This is a genomic window from Dorea hominis, assembly GCF_014287705.1.
Classification (GTDB): Bacteria; Bacillota; Clostridia; order Lachnospirales; family Lachnospiraceae; genus Dorea_D; species Dorea_D hominis.
The window spans coordinates 65,185-84,302 of the sequence record NZ_JACOOY010000012.1; the positions used below are offsets into that span (position 1 = coordinate 65,185).

At 38.9% G+C, this 19,118-nt stretch carries 27 protein-coding genes; 21 read left to right on the plus strand and 6 right to left on the minus strand.

Going from position 1 to position 19,118, the window contains the following annotated elements; genetic code table 11:
- Window positions 1-26 precede the first annotated feature (26 nt).
- The 10 genes from H8S07_RS10055 to H8S07_RS10100 all read left to right on the plus strand — a co-directional run bounded on the left by H8S07_RS10055 (window position 27) and on the right by H8S07_RS10100 (window position 8,918).
- The gene (locus H8S07_RS10055) at window positions 27-335 is read left to right on the plus strand and encodes a DUF4315 family protein (protein ID WP_029471608.1); all 309 of its coding nucleotides are present in this window, start codon (window positions 27-29) and stop codon (window positions 333-335) included.
- On the plus strand, window positions 310-1,044 hold the full coding sequence (locus H8S07_RS10060; RefSeq protein ID WP_029471609.1) for a CD1107 family mobile element protein: 735 nt from the start codon (window positions 310-312) through the stop codon (window positions 1,042-1,044). The genes H8S07_RS10055 and H8S07_RS10060 overlap by 26 nt, the downstream gene beginning before the upstream one ends.
- Before the next feature lie 72 nt (window positions 1,045-1,116).
- Window positions 1,117-3,228, plus strand: coding sequence for a DNA topoisomerase 3 (locus H8S07_RS10065; protein ID WP_138373845.1), 2,112 nt, complete (start codon window positions 1,117-1,119; stop codon window positions 3,226-3,228).
- 28 nt (window positions 3,229-3,256) lie between these two features.
- Window positions 3,257-4,306, plus strand: a complete 1,050-nt coding sequence (locus tag H8S07_RS10070) for a DUF5688 family protein (RefSeq protein WP_029471611.1) — start codon at window positions 3,257-3,259, stop codon at window positions 4,304-4,306.
- 82 nt (window positions 4,307-4,388) lie between these two features.
- Complete coding sequence (locus H8S07_RS10075) at window positions 4,389-6,410, plus strand: YodL domain-containing protein (RefSeq protein ID WP_117916789.1); 2,022 nt, start codon at window positions 4,389-4,391, stop codon at window positions 6,408-6,410.
- Window positions 6,407-6,667: a transposon-transfer assisting family protein gene (locus H8S07_RS10080; protein ID WP_029471612.1), complete on the plus strand. Its 261-nt coding sequence runs from the start codon at window positions 6,407-6,409 to the stop codon at window positions 6,665-6,667. The genes H8S07_RS10075 and H8S07_RS10080 overlap by 4 nt, the downstream gene beginning before the upstream one ends.
- On the plus strand, window positions 6,657-7,541 hold the full coding sequence (locus H8S07_RS10085) for a DUF4316 domain-containing protein (RefSeq protein ID WP_117788201.1): 885 nt from the start codon (window positions 6,657-6,659) through the stop codon (window positions 7,539-7,541). Before H8S07_RS10080 ends, H8S07_RS10085 begins: the two co-directional genes overlap by 11 nt.
- Window positions 7,542-7,544: 3 nt before the next feature.
- Window positions 7,545-7,835 (plus strand): hypothetical protein, encoded by a 291-nt coding sequence (locus H8S07_RS10090; RefSeq protein WP_029471613.1) that lies wholly within the window; start codon window positions 7,545-7,547, stop codon window positions 7,833-7,835.
- Between the two features lie 224 nt (window positions 7,836-8,059).
- The gene (locus H8S07_RS10095) at window positions 8,060-8,374 is read left to right on the plus strand and encodes a helix-turn-helix domain-containing protein (RefSeq protein WP_029471614.1); all 315 of its coding nucleotides are present in this window, start codon (window positions 8,060-8,062) and stop codon (window positions 8,372-8,374) included.
- Window positions 8,375-8,489: 115 nt separating this feature from the next.
- Window positions 8,490-8,918: a hypothetical protein gene (locus tag H8S07_RS10100; RefSeq protein ID WP_186855953.1), complete on the plus strand. Its 429-nt coding sequence runs from the start codon at window positions 8,490-8,492 to the stop codon at window positions 8,916-8,918.
- A gap of 131 nt (window positions 8,919-9,049) precedes the next feature.
- On the opposite strand, the gene H8S07_RS10105 is transcribed toward H8S07_RS10100, so the two are convergent.
- Genes H8S07_RS10105 through H8S07_RS10130 form a run of 6 tightly spaced genes read right to left on the minus strand, consistent with a single transcriptional unit; the run spans window position 9,050 to window position 12,775 of the window.
- Window positions 9,050-9,328: a helix-turn-helix domain-containing protein gene (locus H8S07_RS10105; protein ID WP_029471616.1), complete on the minus strand. Its 279-nt coding sequence runs from the start codon at window positions 9,326-9,328 to the stop codon at window positions 9,050-9,052.
- 4 nt (window positions 9,329-9,332) lie between these two features.
- Entirely contained in the window at window positions 9,333-9,746 is a 414-nt protein-coding gene (locus H8S07_RS10110; RefSeq protein WP_029471617.1) for a dUTP diphosphatase, read from the minus strand.
- Window positions 9,736-10,515 carry an FAD-dependent thymidylate synthase gene (locus tag H8S07_RS10115; RefSeq protein WP_029471618.1) on the minus strand — a complete coding sequence of 260 codons (780 nt, stop codon included), beginning with the start codon at window positions 10,513-10,515 and terminating at the stop codon, window positions 9,736-9,738. Before H8S07_RS10115 ends, H8S07_RS10110 begins: the two co-directional genes overlap by 11 nt.
- Complete coding sequence (locus tag H8S07_RS10120; protein WP_029471619.1) at window positions 10,502-10,828, minus strand: hypothetical protein; 327 nt, start codon at window positions 10,826-10,828, stop codon at window positions 10,502-10,504. Before H8S07_RS10120 ends, H8S07_RS10115 begins: the two co-directional genes overlap by 14 nt.
- A 29-nt stretch (window positions 10,829-10,857) precedes the next feature.
- A complete protein-coding gene (locus H8S07_RS10125) occupies window positions 10,858-12,411 on the minus strand; it encodes a relaxase/mobilization nuclease domain-containing protein (RefSeq protein ID WP_055057102.1) in 1,554 nt (517 codons plus the stop codon).
- On the minus strand, window positions 12,389-12,775 hold the full coding sequence (locus tag H8S07_RS10130) for a plasmid mobilization protein (RefSeq protein ID WP_029471621.1): 387 nt from the start codon (window positions 12,773-12,775) through the stop codon (window positions 12,389-12,391). Before H8S07_RS10130 ends, H8S07_RS10125 begins: the two co-directional genes overlap by 23 nt.
- Window positions 12,776-13,158: 383 nt before the next feature.
- Between H8S07_RS10130 and H8S07_RS10135 the strand changes: the two genes are divergently transcribed.
- From H8S07_RS10135 to H8S07_RS10185, 11 genes are all read left to right on the plus strand, one after another.
- Window positions 13,159-13,584 carry a GNAT family N-acetyltransferase gene (locus tag H8S07_RS10135; protein ID WP_055053942.1) on the plus strand — a complete coding sequence of 142 codons (426 nt, stop codon included), beginning with the start codon at window positions 13,159-13,161 and terminating at the stop codon, window positions 13,582-13,584.
- Between the two features lie 25 nt (window positions 13,585-13,609).
- The gene (locus tag H8S07_RS10140) at window positions 13,610-13,801 is read left to right on the plus strand and encodes a DUF6019 family protein (RefSeq protein WP_008373533.1); all 192 of its coding nucleotides are present in this window, start codon (window positions 13,610-13,612) and stop codon (window positions 13,799-13,801) included.
- 51 nt (window positions 13,802-13,852) lie between these two features.
- Window positions 13,853-14,188: a DUF3784 domain-containing protein gene (locus H8S07_RS10145; protein WP_023923463.1), complete on the plus strand. Its 336-nt coding sequence runs from the start codon at window positions 13,853-13,855 to the stop codon at window positions 14,186-14,188.
- 27 nt (window positions 14,189-14,215) lie between these two features.
- Window positions 14,216-14,404, plus strand: coding sequence for a hypothetical protein (locus H8S07_RS10150; protein ID WP_005342828.1), 189 nt, complete (start codon window positions 14,216-14,218; stop codon window positions 14,402-14,404).
- A 46-nt stretch (window positions 14,405-14,450) separates the two neighbouring features.
- Window positions 14,451-14,846, plus strand: coding sequence for a DUF6483 family protein (locus H8S07_RS10155; RefSeq protein WP_117570147.1), 396 nt, complete (start codon window positions 14,451-14,453; stop codon window positions 14,844-14,846).
- A gap of 54 nt (window positions 14,847-14,900) precedes the next feature.
- Window positions 14,901-15,230, plus strand: a complete 330-nt coding sequence (locus H8S07_RS10160; RefSeq protein WP_330415344.1) for a DUF3784 domain-containing protein — start codon at window positions 14,901-14,903, stop codon at window positions 15,228-15,230.
- A gap of 59 nt (window positions 15,231-15,289) precedes the next feature.
- On the plus strand, window positions 15,290-15,463 hold the full coding sequence (locus H8S07_RS10165; protein ID WP_173909108.1) for a hypothetical protein: 174 nt from the start codon (window positions 15,290-15,292) through the stop codon (window positions 15,461-15,463).
- Between the two features lie 128 nt (window positions 15,464-15,591).
- Window positions 15,592-17,100 carry a hypothetical protein gene (locus H8S07_RS10170; protein ID WP_173909106.1) on the plus strand — a complete coding sequence of 503 codons (1,509 nt, stop codon included), beginning with the start codon at window positions 15,592-15,594 and terminating at the stop codon, window positions 17,098-17,100.
- A gap of 35 nt (window positions 17,101-17,135) precedes the next feature.
- Window positions 17,136-17,249: a helix-turn-helix transcriptional regulator gene (locus H8S07_RS10175; RefSeq protein WP_242853585.1), complete on the plus strand. Its 114-nt coding sequence runs from the start codon at window positions 17,136-17,138 to the stop codon at window positions 17,247-17,249.
- A 44-nt stretch (window positions 17,250-17,293) separates the two neighbouring features.
- Window positions 17,294-18,130, plus strand: a complete 837-nt coding sequence (locus H8S07_RS10180) for a CPBP family intramembrane glutamic endopeptidase (RefSeq protein ID WP_005330836.1) — start codon at window positions 17,294-17,296, stop codon at window positions 18,128-18,130.
- A gap of 242 nt (window positions 18,131-18,372) precedes the next feature.
- The gene (locus tag H8S07_RS10185; protein WP_005334860.1) at window positions 18,373-18,993 is read left to right on the plus strand and encodes an NUDIX hydrolase N-terminal domain-containing protein; all 621 of its coding nucleotides are present in this window, start codon (window positions 18,373-18,375) and stop codon (window positions 18,991-18,993) included.
- Window positions 18,994-19,118 lie beyond the last annotated feature (125 nt).

Here is a 19,118-nt window from a genome sequence, read left to right on the forward strand (position 1 = left end):
AGGGGTGAACGAAGGGAGGTGAAAGTTTGAATAAAAAGATTAAAAAATATCTGGATGAGATTGTCAAGACAGAGAAAAAGATCGCGGATCTGCAGCAATATCTTAGGGGTGTCCAGGCTGCATTAAAGCAGGAAGAGGACAATGAGATGATCAGGTGCATCCGTGGTATGAAGATGGATAATGATCAGTTATATGATCTTTTGGATGGCATCCAGAATGGAACAGTTAAATTTCAGGTAAGCAGGGAGTCTGACGATGAAGGTTCAGGCTCCTTTGTATTCACAGAAGAAAATAAGGAGGAATATCAGAATGGTGAAATGGAAGAAAATGAATAAGAAAATGGCAGGACTGCTGTTGGGAGTCATGATGCTTTTTACAGCATCAACCACAGCATTTGCCTATGTGGATGAATCGGCAGAGGCATCCAAAGTAGAGACAATTCAGACGGAACAGTCAACAGACAAAGAAGAGAAAAAGGACGAGGCGACAAACACAAACGAGGTGCTGCCGGAAGATGGAACAGACAAGGGAACTGCATTTACGACACCTGGCAATGGTGAAGTCAAGGATGACATTACCGATGATTCCACAAAGGAATTTCTTACGGTTACAACGAAGAATAACAACACTTTCTATATCGTGATCGACCGTAGTGCCACATCACAGAATGTCTATATGTTATCCCAGATTGATGAGAATGATCTGTCCGAATTTCTGGATAAAGACAGCACTGCTACTGTCGTAACACCACAGCCAGATAAATCAAAGGTAGTGCTGGATGAAACAAATAATGAGGATATAGACAAGGAAGCTACCATTGATCCGGAGAAAACAGCATCTGCAAAAACCAATATGGGTGCAATGGCAACAATCCTGATTTTGGCTCTCGGCGGTGTGGCAGCTTACTACTACTTCAAGATCTATAAACCTAAAAAAGAGGAAGATGAGGATGATCAGCCGGAAGGTTTGGAAACAGGTGGACTGGAAGAAGTTCCGGATGAGGAAGAGTCTGAAGACGAAGATTTTGAAGAAAATGAAAAATAAATAAACTTTTTTAGCGGAGGGGGCTGTAAAACATGCTCTCTCCGTTTCGTTATATGAAGGAGGTAATACATCATGTATTTAGTAATTGCAGAAAAACCAAGTGTATCAAGAGCAATCGCAGAAGTGATTGGAGCACAGGAACGAGAAGACGGATATTTAAGAGGAACCGACTGTATGGTCAGCTGGTGTTTCGGACATCTGGTCGAGTATGTTTCACCGGATGCTTACGATGAAAAATTTAACCAGTGGAGATATGAAGATCTCCCGATCATCCCGAAAGACTGGAAAGTTACAGTCTCAGAAGATAAGAAAGATCAGTTCTATATCTTAAAAAGACTGCTCAACAGTCCGGAAATTGAATACGTCGTAAATGCCTGTGATGCCGGACGTGAAGGAGAATTAATCTTCAAACATGTCTATGACTTATCCGGAAGTAAAAAGCCGGTGAAACGATTATGGATCAGTTCTCTGGAAGATTCAGCAATCTTTGATGGAATGCAGCATCTGAGATCCGCAGAGGAATACCGACATCTGGCCGAAGCTGCTGTATGCCGTTCTCAGGCTGACTGGCTGGTAGGAATGAATGCAACCAGAGCTTACACCACAAAGTACTTCAAAAAGCTGACCGTTGGAAGGGTTCAGACACCGACACTTGCCATGTTGGTGGAACGTGCCGGACAGATCAGCAATTTCCAAAAAGAAAAGTATTTCAATGTGGAACTGGATTGTGACGGAATTCCGGCAGTAAAGTCAAAGATCTTTGATCCGGATGAGGCGGAACAGTTAAGAAGCAGATGCCAGGGAAGTGAAGCTATTGTCACTGCTGTAAAAGAAGCCGAAAAGAAAGTAAAAGCCCCAAAGCTTTATGATCTGACCACACTGCAGAGAGAAGCAAACCGTATCTATGGAATGACAGCCAAACAGACATTAGATACCGCCCAGAGCCTGTACGAAAAGAAGCTGATCACTTATCCAAGAACGGACAGTCAGTATCTGACCGAAGATATGGAGCAGACCGCAAGAAATGTGGTACGTCAGATTTATGAGAAATATCAGCTGACAGGTCCTTTCGATCAGCCGGAACAGCCAGATGTGAAGAAAGTCATGAATAACAGCAAAGTGACAGATCACCATGCAATCATCCCAACGATGGAACTTACATCCTGCCATATGGATGAACTGAAATCCTGGGAAGAAAAGATTCTGTTTCTGATCGCAGTCCATACGGTCATGGCAATGAGTAAAGATCACATTTACCAGGAAACAGAGATTGAAGTGGAATGCCAGGGAGAAGTCTTCAAGACAAAAGGAAAAACTGTCCTGCAGGATGGATGGAAAATCTTTGAAAACTGCTTCAAAAATAAGGACCGCATGGCAATAGCAGATCCAGATCAAGAAATGAAAGAGAGGATTCCGAAAGTAACCAAAGGACAGACTTTCTATGCTGTAGCTGCAGAAAAGACAGAACATTTCACATCACCGCCAAAACCATACAGTGAAGATACGCTCCTTGCGGCAATGGAAACAGCTGGAAATAAGGAATTCGATGAAGATACGGAAAAGAAAGGATTAGGAACTCCGGCAACAAGAGCCGGTATCATCGAGAAACTGATCTATTCCCAATATGCCACCCGAAAAGGAAAACAGATCCTTCCAACAGATGATGGAAAAGTCCTTGTGGAGATCCTGCCAGACTTCCTGAAATCTGCAAGTATGACTGCAGAATGGGAAAATCAGCTGCTCTTGATGGAGCATGGAGAAATTGCACCGGAACAGTTTATGACTGGGATCAAAAATATGCTCACCATGATGCTGAATGGATGTGATGCGATCTCCGAAGAAGAAACAAGAAGATTTCAGACCAGAGAAAGCATTGGAACCTGTCCGGTATGCGGCAGCCTGGTATACGAAAGCAAGACCAACTTCTATTGCAGCAACCACGATTGCCACTTTGCTCTCTGGAAAGATAACCGCTATCTGCAGAGCATGGAAAAAACCATGGATAAAAAGATGGCTGCAGAACTTCTGAAAAACGGAAGTGTGCATGTAAAAGACCTGTATTCCAGAAAGAAAAATATGTACTTTGAGGCAGATCTTCATATGGATGCAGATGAAACCGGAAGGGTGAATTTCTCTTTATCCTTTCCACAAAAGAAACCAAAAAACAAAAGCAAAAAGAAATAAGAAAACAGATTAGAGGAGAAAACGAAGAATGAATTTTAATGAATTTGTAAATGAAGTAAAGGACAATATCAAACTCTTTTTACCAAGGGATTATGAGAATGCAGAGGTATCAACGATGGAGTGTCATAAACTGAACCGTGCCTATACGGGACTGATGGTGAGAAAAGAAGGTGAGATGCTTACCCCGACGATCAATCTTAACCGGCTGTATGAAGCATATAAAGCACAGCCTGGCGTAACAATGGAAACTGTATGCAGAAAGATTGCAGATATAGTTATTGAGGCACCGATACAGGTTGATCTGAAAGCTATTTTAAACTATGAAGATGTGAAGGACAAGCTGTTTATCCGTGTGTCATCAGCCGAAGCAAATAAGGAAGTCCTCGAAATTGTGCCACACCAGTTAAAGGAAGATCTTGCAATTACCTATCATGTGGCAGTAGGCAAGAATCAGGATGGATTAAGTTCCATGCTGATTACAAATGAAATGATGAAGGAATATGGAGTGACACAGGAGCAGATTCATGAAGACGCTATGAAAAGTTCACCGCGTGTCATGGTCCCAGAGGTATCAAGTATAGGTGTACTGATAGATGAAATATATCAGAAAAATATTCTCATGCTGACACCAGATGAACGTGAAATGCTGCTAGAAACATTGCAGGAGTCAAGCGAGATGCCGACATTCTTTGTTGTTACGAATACAGAAAGAATTGATGGAGCCGGTGTGATCTTTTATCCGGAATTCATGGATAACATGGGGGAACTTCTGGGAAATGATTTCTTCATTTTGCCATCATCCATCCATCAAATGCTGATCTTGCCGGATGACGGTCAAGTGGATGCGGAAATGTTAAGAGATATGGTAAAAGAAGTTAATGCCACTCAGGTAGCACCAGCAGAACGCCTTACCAATGATGTATATCACTTTGACACAAAGGATCACGTCTTTGAAAAGGCAGACAGGTTCACAGAACGTCAGAAAGAAAAAGAAGCGCAGGTTGCAAAAACAGAGAAAGTTGGAAAAGAACAGCCGGATCAGAAACCGAAAACAAAGAAGCACGATATGGAACTCTAATAAAAAATAATCATCTCATCAACTAATAAAAAGCCCTGCGGCATAAGCACAATGTCGTAGGGCGTTTTTGGAAAGGAGTATTATGACAGAACAAAAAAAAACTACTACTATTCCACTGCCGGTCCAGGGAAAAGATATGGACAGCATTATGCAGTCACTGGAATCCGGTGTGGAAGAACTTTTTACAAGTAACCGCTATCAGGAATTTCTTAAAACCATGGCAAAGTTTCACAATTATTCCTTTAATAATACAATGCTGATCGCCATGCAACGACCGGATGCCACACTTGTTACCAGTTACAAAAACTGGCAGTCCATGGGTAGACAGGTCATGAAAGGGGAAAAAGGAATTACAATCATTGCACCGGCACCATATAAGAAAATGAAGGAAAAAGAGGTTCTGGATGAAAATCAGCGACCAATCATGGGAACTGATGGAAAACCTAAGACTGAAAAAGTGGAAGTTACAGTTCCACATTTTAAAGCAGTTACCGTCTTTGATATTGCTCAGACATCCGGGGAACCAATCCAGACACTAGCACCGGAATTACTGACTGCAGCTGTACAGGATTTTGATTCTTTCATGCAGGCTATTCAGAAAATATCCCCAGTGCCGATTCGATTCGATGAGATCGATGGCAATGCCAATGGATATTATCACAATGCAGACAAGGAAATCGTGATCAAAAAAGGGCTCAGTGAAAGTCAGACCTTAAAGACTACTATTCATGAAACAGCCCATGCTAAACTGCATGACAAGGAAATCATGGAAAGCCTGGGTGTAGAAAAAGACCGTCTGACAAAAGAGGTTGAAGCAGAATCCGTTGCTTACTGTGTGTGTTCTTCCTTTGGTTTGGATACATCGGATTACAGTTTTCCTTATATTGCAGGTTGGAGCAGCAGCCGGGAAATGAAGGAAATGAAAGCATCTATGGATGTGATCCGCAAGACAGCCGGTGAAATGATCGATCAGCTTACAGAAGAACTGGAAATCATTCTTGAAGAAAAACAAAAAACAGAATTACATGAAAAATACGGCATTCTGGTAGATGCACTGGAAGCAGCCGGATACCGCTATGATTATCGGGAAAGCAAACCGGGACATATTGTACTGGCACCGGATGGGACACATGAAATTGCTGGGTATTTGCAGTTTGAATCATGGGAAGATATCAAAGATTGGCTGGAAGATACGATTGCAGAAGGAACGGATATTTCGGAAAGAGTTGATCGGGCTTTGTATCCATTTAAGTTTGATTATACCCTAGAGGAAGAAATGTTCAGAGGGAATGGTGACCGCTATGCGATTTACCATGTGGATGAAGGCACACCGGGAAAACAACATTTATTTATGAATATGACAATGGTCAAAGAAGATGGCATTACAATCGATGCGGACAATTATAAATGTGTCTATTCTGGCAGATTACATGAAAATGAAAAGCTGGATGATTTGTACGCTATGTTCAACGATAATCCACCGGCAGATTATAAAGCACATTCTATGTCGGTCAGTGATGTTATCATTACAAACCGTGGTGGGGATATGCAGGCATATTACGTGGATCGATTTGGATTTGCAGAACTTCCAGACTTTGCAGCACAAAGAGAAAAAATACTCGATATTGTCCCGGAAATAGAAAATGTGGATTATGAAAATGATCTTACATGTATCAGCTTTTATGCGGCTGAATGTGCTGAATTTCCTGTAATGGGTGAAGTACATTATGACCTGACATTACCAGAAGCCTTGGAAGCTTATGAGAAAATCCCATCAGAACGTATGCATGGACTGAAATGTGTTGGCTTTGATCTGAAAGACGGAAGTGATTATGAAGGAATGCAGAGTCTGATGATTGAAGGAAAAATACAGAAAGAATTTTTGAATTCGATTCCTGGATTTAGAGAAAATTCTTATGTGCAAAATGCAATCAGTCGTGTGGAAAAATACTTGGAAGAAAGACATCCAAATGTGGAAAATCCTCTGGAATCCAATAAGAAAGTGGATAACGAAAAAAATATAAGCGAAGAAAAAAACGAGAAGGAGCTGAATATACAGATGAAACCAATACCGAAAAAGAAAAGGAGGGAAATGAGCCTATGAGAAATGTAAACCTGGAAGAAAACGAACTGACTATTACTGCTATCTTCCAGCAGCACACAAAGGAAGAAACAATCCAAACACTGAAAGAAGCTTTGGAAGTTTTGGAACAGGAAGAAAGTGATTCTGAGAATGATGAAATAATTGAGATCATCAATTCTACAGTTGGAAAATTACAGCAGATCGAAGACAAATACTACTATTCTCTGGATCTGAATTATTATCTGAATAACTTGGAGGACGATGCCTATGAAGCTTAATCAATTTGCAGTCTACCGAGTAGATCAGCAGACAGCAGGAAAAGCACTGTGGCATCTGCCATATCAAGAAGCAAGACAGCAGAATGTGTCGATTACTGTCGAAAATTACCGAGTAATCTCGATTCATGAAATGCAGGAAGAAGAAAAAGTCGCTGACATCTGGAAACGAATGAAAAAGCAATGCGAAGTCAGTGACGTACTTGTACTGAACAGGGATGGAGAAATCAACTGCTACTATGTAGATGAGAACTATCCACAGTATCTGGCCGGATTCATTCGTATCAATACATCGGGCGCACTGATCACTATGGAGACTGAGAATTATCAAATTGACGGAAAAAAAGGGAACTGGATTGCAACAGACACCATCATCATCAACGGGAAACAGTTTTATCTGATGGAGCATCAAGTATACCGGGATCAGGCTCAAGGTGTTATCCTGGATGCCTATGGAAAAATGGTTGTCGAAGAATGTAAGAAATTCGACGAAAAAACAAAACAAAAGATCCATAATTACATTCAACAGCAGGCACCGCTAAATTCAGTCGAACAGTTAAAACAAGATGGTAAAATCCGTCTGGAACATTACCAGAAGTTCTACCAGAACGGCACTTATGAACGAAGCAGAGAATCCGGTACCGAAGCCAATTATGATATGGTGGACGGTCTGGTAAATAATCAGAAGAAGAATCCAGAAAAGATCTCTAATGCCCGCAGCAACAAACAGACTCCCAGAAATCAACAGGATGGCAAACCTAAGAAACGAAGATCCGTGATTAAACGACTGCATCAGAAACAGATTGCTATTGCTCGTCGGTCCGGAAAGCCGATACCAAAGTACCTGGATCAGGAAATGGAAAGAAAGCGGGGGTAGAATATGCGAAGGTTAAAGTGTGAAAAAGAAACGATTATTCTGACCAATGAAGATGACGGATTCTATGATGTGTATACCTTCAATCAGAGCTTGCAGAAACGGTTGAGATCCTTTGCTGAGAAGTGTCCGGATGATTGCTGGTTGAAAGGAGCTTCGGAAGATGGCAGTGAAACGTATATGATCAGAAAGGGACGGTTATCATTGAATTTAAGACCACCCTATTCCAAGGATAGGATTCATAAAGCAACCGAACGAATTATTGAAGAACAGAAAGAACAATCAAAGGATTCATAGAATGCGATTTAAGAGAAAAAAGCCTCATGACCATGAGGAAAAATGAAAGCAAAATACGTTAGTTGATAAAGTGTATAGGCTCAAAAGGGAAAGTGCCCTTTTGGGCCTTTTTAATTTAAAATAGTTCTAAAGAACAAGTTAACAATCTGTAGATTCTGTATGTTTTAAAGATCAATCGTTATACTAGTTTTAGACCGAATTATCGTTCTAAAGGAGGTGTCACAATGGATTTAAAGGCGGTTGGTCAGAGAATAAAAGCTGCAAGGGAAGCTAAGAATCTTACACAAGAAGAATTGGCAGCACTGGTAAGCTTAAGTCCAACTCATGTAAGTGTTATAGAGAGAGGACTGAAAGTAACAAAACTTGATACCTTTATTGCGATTGCAAATGCATTAGATGTTTCAGCAGATACACTATTGATTGATGTTGTGACACATTCGGTTACTGGCGTTACGAATGAATTATCTGAAATGATAGAGAAACTACCTAAAGAAAAGCAACAGAGAATTATCAATGCGGTGAGGGCATTGGTGGAATAAATACATGAATAAGAAGATGGAAGGGCTTATTGCTCTTCTTTTTTATTTGGTTTAACGTGAAAATATGATATAGTAGTTCTAAAGACTTATATATAATTCTGAGGAACTTAATAAAATGAAGAAAAATAATATAACACTTGTATTTGTTGCTATCGTTTTTTCGATTATTGTTGGAATGATAATTGGAAAAAGCTTATTAAAGTATAAAGAAGGTGAGCCAGATGTAGTTGGCAGTTTTTCTATGAATAGAGATGAAAATCTTACAGTAGTTGCTATCAGAAAAAATATTTCTGATAAAGAAGCATTTGCAAGACTGCTTTTAAAAATGTACAAAGAGAATTCATTTCATTCAATAAAATTTTCTACAGATCATGGATATGCAACCAGCCTTGATATGACCGTATATTCTTGGAAAGAAGATATCGAAAATGGAAAATCCATTATGCAGATAGAATTTAGACCGATTGAATATGGAAAAGATTATGATATTGTTCATAATCTAGATAAATATGTGCTTTTTATCGATGGAACAGAAATAAAATGAAATATATAGATATGCAGATAAAGCGCAGAAAAAGAGGATTGCTCAACGCAGGATATTTTCAATTATTACCCCAAAAAATGATAAGAGAGAGGCAGCGGAAAAGCCGTTGCCTCATTTCAGTATTATGACACTTAATCTAGTTCTGCCCCTAACTCATACCTCCAATACTCCGCTGCCTCATACTCCCTGGGTTCTGAGAGTACCGGTACGGTAAAGAGTTCAACCGGAACACCGAGTTTTGATGCGAAGAGTTTCATAAGATCCTCTTTCGGTGTTCGGACATCGCTTTCATACTGAGAAATCCGGACATCAGCACAGCTTTCTGGAAATCCAACAGCCATGCCGAGTTCTTTCTGGGTGAGATGATTTTTCTGTCTTAAGTGTTTTAATTTTCTTCCAAATGTAATCATAGTATTATTCTCCTGTACTTCCAAAAGCCCCGGTTCCTCGTTCATTACCAAGGTCCAGGACAAAATCTGCGATCACGACTGGTGTAATCACCAGCTGACCGACGCGTGTGTCTTTATGAATGGTCTGAGAAGATGTGCTTACGTTGCTGATAATGGCATGGATCTCACCACGGTAACCGGAGTCGATCGGTGGAAGTTCGCATACCAGTCCTTTTGCTGCCATGCTGCTTCGTGGAAAGACATATCCGGCAAATCCATCGGGGATGATGAGACCAAATCCAAGTGGAATTCTTGCAACCTCACCTGGTTTTAATACGCAATCATAAGGCATGAATACATCAGCACCGGCATCATTTTCATGTGGCCGGAAGGGATAATGATCTGCTTTCAGACCAAAGTCAATCAGTTTAATCTTTATGGCTGCTCACCTCCCTTCTGATGAGCAATGGATAATCTGCTTTTAAGATATCTGACGGTATCCAAAGTTTTGAAATAGGATTCTGGCAGGACATCTGTTTTTCCATACAGCTTCCTCTCTGACAGAATGGACCGGTCAGATCCGGTGCAAAAAGAATCGGGCTTAATTTGTACAATCTCTGCCAGATCTGTAGCATCACAATCCTTGTTTCATCCGTATTTCTTCTGCAGGTTCTCTGACCGATCATATGCTTCCACTGGTAAGGCGTTGCACTGATGATCAGTACGTTTCGAAGTCCCTGAGGTGTGGCATATCCGGCTGAATCATGATCAATGCCTAAGGCACAGAGTTCTGTATAGTGGTCCAGATCTGACTGACAGCTTTTTTTGTAAATATCCTGGATTTCTTTATCTGCTTTCATGATCCCATATGGAATAGCAAATGCAGCGTGACCGGAATAATTGCTGTACTGCAGAGATGCACTCATGTACTTTACTTCGTTCTGATGCCTTGTGATCTGTGCCAGGAAGCGTCTGCTTGCACCAACAACAGCCACGGTAATGACCATGAATTTCTGTACGGTTGGATGTGGAAGCCCCGCAATGTTTTCTACGGTCTTCTGACTGTAGGATTGATGGTAAAGGTCCATCAGATCTGCCATGCTCTGAATCGTATGACCGTGTTGTGTGAGCCTGGCAGCAAAGACCATATTTTGTTCTGCTTCCCGGATTCCATAGCAGTTTAAGATAGCTGTTTCAATGTGATCCATAGGCCTGTTCCTCCTTTACCAGAGCTTTTAAAAGGATCAGATAATTGATGCAGTCTGTGATTTTTTCATCCCACTGTTCCATGTCAAAATGTAACAGAGTGGAATAACACATATCGTAAAGGGATACGACATGTTTCGACATCATGCCGGCCAGTGCTGCTTTTGGATCACAGTTCTGTAAAGCGGCAGCAATCTTGAATGCACTGAGGCGGTCAATATTATCACCGGTATATTCTTTCTTTTTATGTGCCAGAATATCGGCACACTTTCTCATCTGAAGTTCAAATACAACATTAAATTCTTCTTGTGTCATGTGATAGTTCCTCCTTTGTTTTGTAATAGTTATCGTTCGAGATCTTTGGTTTTTGATTTCACTGGTTCTGGAATCTGCATCTGAAGAATGGCATCAACATTCTGATCGGCAGTGTCCAGATCTTTTAATTTTTCTTTCAAGCTGCTTATTGCTTCTTCTTCGGAAGCTATCTGCTGTTGCAGTTTTTCTTTTTGTAAAGTCAGGGTTTTTAGGCTTGTCTTCTTTCCATCCTGATAAAAGGATCTCAGCCAATCTCTGGCTTCTTCATATTTCTGAATTTCTTTCGCATGTTCTTTCCGGTATTTTCCTTTGTACTTTGCATTTGAAAATTGGGAATAAACTTCCTTGTTTGCATAGTACTGTCCGGTGTAGCGGATCTGATCATTGAGAGTCCTTAGATTGGACCGATGCTGAGCAAACTGTGTCTGCATTTCTTTCAATTCCTGCTTTGATGCAAGCAGTGTGTTTTTCAAATCTGACTGCGTATCAAATCCATGTTCCTGCACATAGATAATGGTATTTGCCATTTGCTGCAGATTAGAAAGTTTTACCCGATGAGCATAAGCCGGGCTCTGCATTGCTTTCACATTTGTCTGGAGATTTACAACCAGGCACAGGTGAGATCTGACGTAGAGAATGGCCAATGGATCCTTGCGTAAGAAGGTCTGTTCCAGGTGTTCTTTTCCATATCGTGTTCCAAGTGCACGTTCAGAAATCCGCTTCTGTCGATCAGGATGAAGATAGCTGTATCTGCCACGATGCTCAATCACAGAGATCTGAAATAGTTCCAGAAGTTTAGATTGGAATTCATCAAAATTACTGGAAGTGACAGCACATTCATCAATCGCTTGTCGCAAATATTCTTTCTGCGTAAGGAATACGGTGGATGTTGGTTTGAGACCATCTTCGATAATTTTCCGATTGATCTCATCTATTGTTTGCTGGCCGTGTTTCTGTGCCATATACTCTTTCTGAGTGATTTTTCTTTCAGCCGGAGCAAGAAGATCTATCTGGTGAAGTCCTTCCTGTAGGCAACGATCCATGACAGTTTTCTTAAAAGTGTTCATGAATTTATCCGTGGAACGATGCTTGTATCCGGCAACTTCTTCATGTGGTTTATCCATATAAGGCTGCCTTTCCACTGCAGTCTTCCTCACACTGTTGATGACGATGTGAGTATGGATATTTCCGGATTCATTGTGGCCATCGGTGTGAGTAACTACCAGTGCCTGATATCCAGGAAACATCTGCTTTGCAAGTTCCAAACTGATTGCTTGTGCTCTCTCGCCGGTAAGTCCATTTTCTGTAACATCGGCTGGATCGTAGCTGATAATGTAGTGGTGACTTTTGATATCTTCACGTTTCTTATTTTTGTGAAAATGAGCATTTGTCAGTTCGCATTCCTTGTCAAAAGACATCGGATCACAGTTCAGTCCATCCATATAAAACTCTTTTCGCAGGATGCTTCGTCCGGATTCATCTACAATCTTTTTCCCGGTTTTTTCATCATGTTCAAACAGAAGATAATTGATAGCAGCCGAGTAATTTGCATTTCTGCTTTTAATGTGTTTTACGATTGCCATTCATACCACCTGCCAGTTTCAGTACCTCTTTTCTTAATAGGAATAAGTCCGTGATGCACTGATGAATCTCATTTTCTATAGCACGTGACTGACTGCCACCACTGTTAAAATGCTTGGCAATCTGATTGAGATTCGATCCAATCTTTCCATATTCACTGACCAGTTTTCTGAGATCGTTCATGTCTGCAACAACTTTAATCTGATGATTGATTTGCTTCTCAAGCAGAAGTTTTCTCAGATATTCAGATCGTGAGATTGAAAAACAAGTAGCTCCTTGATCCAGCAAATTGAGTTCGACATCTGTCAGTCGTACTGCAACAAAATGTCTGTGATTTAGTTCTTTATCTTTGTTTTTTGTTCTCATACTCCTCCTTCCGTTGCTACTATTCCGCCCACTGGGAGTCCACGTATTTCAATATCGGCTGTCCCTTCCGATATTAGAAATAGTGCTGTGAACACCTTTAGGTGAAACCAACAGACAAGTGAAACGTCTGTTATGAAGAGGGTATGGGGAGATCCCCATCAAGATAAAACCCATAGGAGAACAGGATGCCAAGTGGCAATACTGTTAAACACGGGTGGATCTTGCTCTGTATGTGTACCCCTCTATATAACGAAACGCTCAGAGGCTGTTTTACAGTGGGGGAAAAGAAAAAATATCAAAAAAAATGATGATTAATGGTGAGCTTGTGATAGAATGAAAAAAAGAGAAAAGCATAAAGGATGTAGTTGTGGAGAAAATTTGTTATGATTAGAAAGTTGCTGAACGGAGATATCGATAGAGTTGCTGACATATGGTTAAAGACAAATCTGAAAGCACATTATTTTATTTCCAATCAATACTGGAAAAGTAATTATGAATTAGTAAAAGAAATGATGTCACAATACGAAGTTTATGTGTTTGAAGCAGATAAAATGATACAAGGATTTGTAGGACTAAATGATAAATATATAGAAGGTATTTTTGTCTCCGATGAAATGCAGTCATGTGGCATAGGTAAGCTTTTATTAGATTATGTTAAGGATAAAAAAGTTAGCTTACGATTAAATGTATACCAGAAGAATGCCAGAGCAATTTCTTTTTACCAAAGAGAAGGGTTCATTATTCAATGTGAAGGCTTGGATGAAGCTACTGGTGAAAAAGAGTACACTATGCTATGGAAACGAAAATAGAAATCGAAATTTGGAGGATTGAATTATGTGGAATGAATTAGGTATAAGTGGAGGAACCGCAATTGTTATTTTGATTGCGCTGTATTTCGTTATCAAATGGGCAGTGAAAAATGGCATCAAAGAAGCCTACAGTGCTATCACTGGAAAGAAAACTGTTGAAGATATCCAAAACGAAAAAGAGCTGAAAGAACTTGGATTGGATTCAGAAGATCAATAACTTCCAGTTTTTGAAACTGAGAAATTGGTATTTTAAGAGGAGGTATGTATTATGAATATAGGATTTTGGTCATGTATAATTTTGGTTATACCATTTGTAATTATAGGTGTGTTATTTGCGATTTTTAAGGAAAAAGCAACTAAATTTGTTTCAGGATTTAATTCATTTTCTAAAGAAGAACAAGCAATGTATGATAAAGCTCAGATCTCTCGTGATATAAGAAATCAGTGCTTCATATGGACTGTTATAATGTTAGCAGGAGCGACATTATCCTGCCTTTTAACCCCATATATGGCTATACCAACCTATATTATTTGGTTAGTTCTGTTTTTTAGAGAAGTCCACTTTGATAATCATAAAGCGTTTAAAAAATATTTATTAAAATAAATTATTGTTTGCAGGAGATGCTTATTTATGAAAAAAGGGATAAACAAATCAATCTTATTTTACATTGCATCAGTTCTGTTTTTCATAGCGTCAGCTATTGGCTTTACGAGTGGAAATGAAAGTTCTATGGCTATAGTATGGTTATGTCTTGGTTCTTCATTTCTTTGCTTGGGTTCGACTCATAAGAAAAAGGAAAACAATACAGATGATAAATAATTTCCTGCTTGTATTGTTGGAAAATCGGTAGTTATGGAGGTGAAAAATGTATTTCACAGACGAAAAAGACTATATTATGCGAATGATAAAAGAAATGGTAAGAGTATTATTTTCTTTAATGTTTGGGAAAAAGTATGTTTCTGTTGAACTTGAAAAAGAAAATAAATATGAAGTATCAGGGAAAAATTTGAAAGATTTTCTTGATATGATTGATTCTGGGAAAATTAACGAAGCAGAGAATATACTTTTAGATAGCATTGATTATACAGACAGAAATGAGGTAATGGCAGCAGCTCTTTTCTACCAATACCTTAGTGAGAAGGATAGTGAGTTTTTGAAAAATAACAATTATACAAAAGAAGAAGTGCTTTCTGGTTTTAAGCAATTACTTATGCAGTCAGGATATACTGATTTGCTATGTTTGGTCAAAGATGAGGAGTAATGTAGAAAATTCAAAGAGATAAGAGTGATTGGCTGAAAGGAGAAATTGTATTATATGTTCTATGATTATATGATCTATATTGTTTTTGACTTTATGATGGCAGTGATTATGTTTTTGTTTGGAATGTGGTTTTATAAATCAGAAGGAAAAGCTGCTAATTTCTTGTCGGGTTATAATATGAAATCAGCGGATGAACGAAAGAAATACGATGAGAATGCTATGTGTAAGGCATATGGAAAAAGAATGATGTTTATGTCAGTTCCTTTTATTATTGGAATAATCATAGATATCCAATATCTAGGAATTGGTTGTTTGATTGCATGGGGGATATGGTTTATTATGTTTGTTTTGTTGCTTATTGATAGGCATAAAAGAGAACGTTAAATTCCCATTTATTGGGAAGTCGCTGAGAACGAAAAATCGGAAGTTAAAGGACAAAGCTTATGAAAAGCAAAAAGATAATTATAGGAGTCACTATCGGAATAATCGCAACAATACTTTGGAGCGTTGTTTTCATAAACTCATTAAACAGCATGGCTGGAATTGGAATCGGAATATGTCTGGGTATATCTTTTGGTATATCTGGCAGTCTTATTTTTTCAAAAAAAGATAAGTGATGATACAACTTCAAGTTTTGAGGGATGACAAGCGGATCAGTATGATATTAATTGAAAATGCGTATATGGTTGATTGGTGTGTGCGGTAATATACTATATTCAGAAAAACTATTCAGGAGGGTGTTAGTGTGAGAAAATCAGATTGGGCAAAATGGTTGATCGTGATTCCGGCAATGCTAGGCATTGTGTTGGTAACCTATGTGGATCGTACAACAGATATCTGGGGATTTGGTGCATTTATCTGCCAGCTGATTGCGATTTTAGAAGTGGCTTATGGTATGCGAATCGCGATGCTGGCACAGAGTAGAAAGAAGTCCTACCGGTTAACACCGGAAGAACGACATGAGTATGCACAGTATTTATATGAGAAACAATATCAACGTTACCCTGCTGTGGCGAATCAGATGCTTTTGGTTATGGCAAGGATGAGTATACTTCTTGACAATTATGAACGGGCTACACAGGAGCTGGAAGATATTTGTATAGATAAATTTAATCCGGCACAGTTGAAGGTGTATTATTACCTGAAAGTGGTTACAGCAGTAGTGGCAGGAGATACAGAAGGGCTTCAAGAGAGCCAGATGCGTTATGCAGGGATTCCGGATACTAAATGTGTATATCCGCCAGAAGCTGAGCTTGCTGAATGGATAGAGCAGAGAGATACAGTGCAGATGGTAGAAGCACTGAAAAAGGTAGTGCCGGATAAGAAAGAGCATCCGGTACGGATTAGTGTCATTACTTTGATTCTTGCATATAGTACCTTCTTTTACGGATTGTGGTATGGTATAAACCGTGATATGGGATATGAAGTGAGATATCGTTTCGCAGAAATATCGATTGCTGTTATTACAATCAGTCTGGCGATTCTTTTAATCTGGGGAATCGTAAGCTTGTACAGACACAATTGCCAGGCATTATCCATACAGCCTGGTAAAAACAGAGTGGCATTAATAATCATTTTTGGAGCTGCTGCGATATTTACACTTTTGATTATTGGAATGAGTGGTCTGAGTGTAGTGTTCGGAATGGATGGAGCGGAGACGGTGACTGGTCATGACAGCAAATATACGTATATAACCGTGCAGGAGGATTATGGCGGCGAGCGGAGATATCGAACCAATAATCTATTTATTATGCAGAGTATGGATGGTCTGTGGTGGTCTTCGGATTCTTCAGATATAATGGATGCTGAAGAAGATAACGAAGAATCATCGGATGCGGATACAGAGGATTCCCAAGTGACAGAAGATACTCAGAACGGAGATGTGGTAGAAGATTATGAGGCAGAAGGACAGCATGATGGTCTGACGATTCAGAATGCGATGCTGGCGGTCTATAATTATCTTCAGGAGAATAATGCACTTCAAAATATGGCATTCAGTTACACTGCGAATGCAAAAGGAGAAATCTATGGTGTTGTCAGTGAAACGCAGGAAACAAAAGATGGTAATACGGTAAATGTAAAATATTGTCTGTATGACAACGGGGCGAAGACGGATGCGGATGGTAATTCTTGCGAAGAACTGGTGTTAGAAAAAGTATATCCAGACGGTAATTACGAGACCGAATTGGTAGATTTTTATCTGGTAAATACGGATACGATGCAGGTGACAGATGAACAGAAGAATACGTGGTAAAATAAATTCTGGGGAAGTAGGTGCATTATATGACAATGGGAGAAAGAATAAAACAACTGCGAAGTGCAAATGGGTTTACACAAGAAATGCTTGCAGAAAAAATGAATGTGTCCCGTTCGGCGATTGCAAAATGGGAAGCGGCAAACTAAAATTATTCGGATTGAAAAATCGAAAGTTATAAAGGAGAAATAAAATGAGTACAAAAAAAGCAATTAGCACATCATTTGTTGCCATATTTATTTTAATAATCACACAGATTATTGCACAATCCATTGCAAGTATGTTTGTTATAATAAAAATTCCAACGGGCATTTGTAATATTATCGCTGGAATAATATATGCTGGATTGACATATCTTATTCTGAAAATGTTTATTAGCAAAATTATTAAATTGCCGACTTCGGATTTCGGAATGCCTAAATTTGCTATTAAAATAAGATGGATTTTAATAGCTGTATTATTACCGTTTGTTATAAAAGGAAGTTATCTTTTAATATTCAACGGTAAGTATGTATCCTCAAATATGAATGGAAATCAGATGTTCATTACTTTAAGTGCAGGGGTTGCATTTACCGGAATAGCGGCTGGATTTGTTGAAGAAATGGTGTTTAGAGGAGTTATACTTAATGCATTAAAGAAAAGATGGAATATTAAGGTGGCTGTAATTGTTCCATCAATGTTATTTGGTATTGTACATGTTCTTGGACAGGATTTTTCAATAGGCAGTTGTTTATTAGTAATTATCGCCGGAACGATGGTAGGCGTTATGTTTTCGATGATTGCAATAGAAAGTGGTTCAGTTTGGAATAGTGGAATAGTTCATGCTATCTGGAACGTTGTGATTATTGGTGGAGGATTAGCTATTGGGGAAAAAATGGATAAATATTCTATAATGACATATGTACTTAATTCAAAAGATTTCGCCATCACAGGTGGAGAATTTGGAATTGAATCATCTGTTATTTCATTGTTCGGATACATAATAGTTGCTGGTATAGCATTTTTTATGATTAAATCAAGAAAAAATTGATATAATAGGTTTGAAAATATGAAGCTATAAGGTACTTGTCAAATTCCAGTTTACAGAACTGAATCAAAAGAGCTCGAAGGAGCTCTTTTTCCTTTTTTATAATAGTATCATTATGGTATAATAGAGACATTAAAATCGGAATTGACCGAGCTCTTAGAGCGAGGGATGCTTCTTGTCCGAAGGGCAAGAAGATGGAGGTTAGAAAGAGTTTAACAACTCGGAATTTAAAGGAGCGATAATCTATGAATAAAAACGAACAATGGCTAAAATGGGCAGTAGAATTACAAGCTATTGCTCAGGGTGGTTTGTTTTATGGAAAGGACAAATTTGATATAGAACGATATGAAAGAATCCGAGAAATTTCTGCTGAAATGATAAGCTATAAAACTGAAATATCTACAGAAAAAGTTCAAAATTTATTTTGCAGTGATGTAGGATATCAGACTCCTAAAATAGATACAAGGGCTGCGATTTTTAAAGACGGGAAAATATTATTGGTTCATGAAGCAAATGGTACTTGGTCATTACCGGGAGGTTGGTGTGATGTCGATATTTCCGTAGAGGAGAATACAATAAAGGAGGTCAAAGAGGAATCAGGACTTGATGTTACTGTAAAACGTGTGATTGCTGTTCAAGATAGGGAGAAACATAATCTTCCAATATATGCGTATAAAGTATGTAAGATTTTTATGCAATGTGAAGTGACGGGCGGTCAATTTAAAACGAATATTGAAACAACAGGTTTTGATTATTTTGGAATTGATGAGCTTCCAGAACTTGCAGAAGAAAAGAATAATAAAGAACAAATTGCGATGTGTTTTAATGCAATGCAATCAGAAAAATGGGAAGCTTTATTTGATTGACTTCCGGTTTTCTAAACTGACAACTTCAAGTTTGTTGAATTAAAAATGAAATAAAGTTCCAGTAATCATAGAGTGTATGGATTCAATTCCATATGCTCTTTTTCTTTACTTAATTAGATCGGAAG

Coding starts and splice junctions, on each gene's coding strand:
- H8S07_RS10115 (WP_029471618.1), bottom strand. CDS start 10,515: ATGGATCACATTGAAACAGCTATCTTAAACTGCTATGGAATCCGGGAA.
- H8S07_RS10140 (WP_008373533.1), top strand. CDS start 13,610: ATGTGGAATGAATTAGGTATAAGTGGAGGAACCGCAATTGTTATTTTG.
- H8S07_RS10165 (WP_173909108.1), top strand. CDS start 15,290: ATGAAAAGCAAAAAGATAATTATAGGAGTCACTATCGGAATAATCGCA.
- H8S07_RS10100 (WP_186855953.1), top strand. CDS start 8,490: ATGAAGAAAAATAATATAACACTTGTATTTGTTGCTATCGTTTTTTCG.
- H8S07_RS10150 (WP_005342828.1), top strand. CDS start 14,216: ATGAAAAAAGGGATAAACAAATCAATCTTATTTTACATTGCATCAGTT.
- H8S07_RS10075 (WP_117916789.1), top strand. CDS start 4,389: ATGACAGAACAAAAAAAAACTACTACTATTCCACTGCCGGTCCAGGGA.
- H8S07_RS10090 (WP_029471613.1), top strand. CDS start 7,545: ATGCGAAGGTTAAAGTGTGAAAAAGAAACGATTATTCTGACCAATGAA.
- H8S07_RS10185 (WP_005334860.1), top strand. CDS start 18,373: ATGAATAAAAACGAACAATGGCTAAAATGGGCAGTAGAATTACAAGCT.
- H8S07_RS10060 (WP_029471609.1), top strand. CDS start 310: ATGGTGAAATGGAAGAAAATGAATAAGAAAATGGCAGGACTGCTGTTG.
- H8S07_RS10135 (WP_055053942.1), top strand. CDS start 13,159: ATGATTAGAAAGTTGCTGAACGGAGATATCGATAGAGTTGCTGACATA.
- H8S07_RS10145 (WP_023923463.1), top strand. CDS start 13,853: ATGAATATAGGATTTTGGTCATGTATAATTTTGGTTATACCATTTGTA.
- H8S07_RS10125 (WP_055057102.1), bottom strand. CDS start 12,411: ATGGCAATCGTAAAACACATTAAAAGCAGAAATGCAAATTACTCGGCT.
- H8S07_RS10070 (WP_029471611.1), top strand. CDS start 3,257: ATGAATTTTAATGAATTTGTAAATGAAGTAAAGGACAATATCAAACTC.
- H8S07_RS10120 (WP_029471619.1), bottom strand. CDS start 10,828: ATGACACAAGAAGAATTTAATGTTGTATTTGAACTTCAGATGAGAAAG.
- H8S07_RS10065 (WP_138373845.1), top strand. CDS start 1,117: ATGTATTTAGTAATTGCAGAAAAACCAAGTGTATCAAGAGCAATCGCA.
- H8S07_RS10085 (WP_117788201.1), top strand. CDS start 6,657: ATGAAGCTTAATCAATTTGCAGTCTACCGAGTAGATCAGCAGACAGCA.
- H8S07_RS10155 (WP_117570147.1), top strand. CDS start 14,451: ATGTATTTCACAGACGAAAAAGACTATATTATGCGAATGATAAAAGAA.
- H8S07_RS10130 (WP_029471621.1), bottom strand. CDS start 12,775: ATGAGAACAAAAAACAAAGATAAAGAACTAAATCACAGACATTTTGTT.
- H8S07_RS10095 (WP_029471614.1), top strand. CDS start 8,060: ATGGATTTAAAGGCGGTTGGTCAGAGAATAAAAGCTGCAAGGGAAGCT.
- H8S07_RS10105 (WP_029471616.1), bottom strand. CDS start 9,328: ATGATTACATTTGGAAGAAAATTAAAACACTTAAGACAGAAAAATCAT.
- H8S07_RS10080 (WP_029471612.1), top strand. CDS start 6,407: ATGAGAAATGTAAACCTGGAAGAAAACGAACTGACTATTACTGCTATC.
- H8S07_RS10175 (WP_242853585.1), top strand. CDS start 17,136: ATGGGAGAAAGAATAAAACAACTGCGAAGTGCAAATGGGTTTACACAA.
- H8S07_RS10180 (WP_005330836.1), top strand. CDS start 17,294: ATGAGTACAAAAAAAGCAATTAGCACATCATTTGTTGCCATATTTATT.
- H8S07_RS10160 (WP_330415344.1), top strand. CDS start 14,901: ATGTTCTATGATTATATGATCTATATTGTTTTTGACTTTATGATGGCA.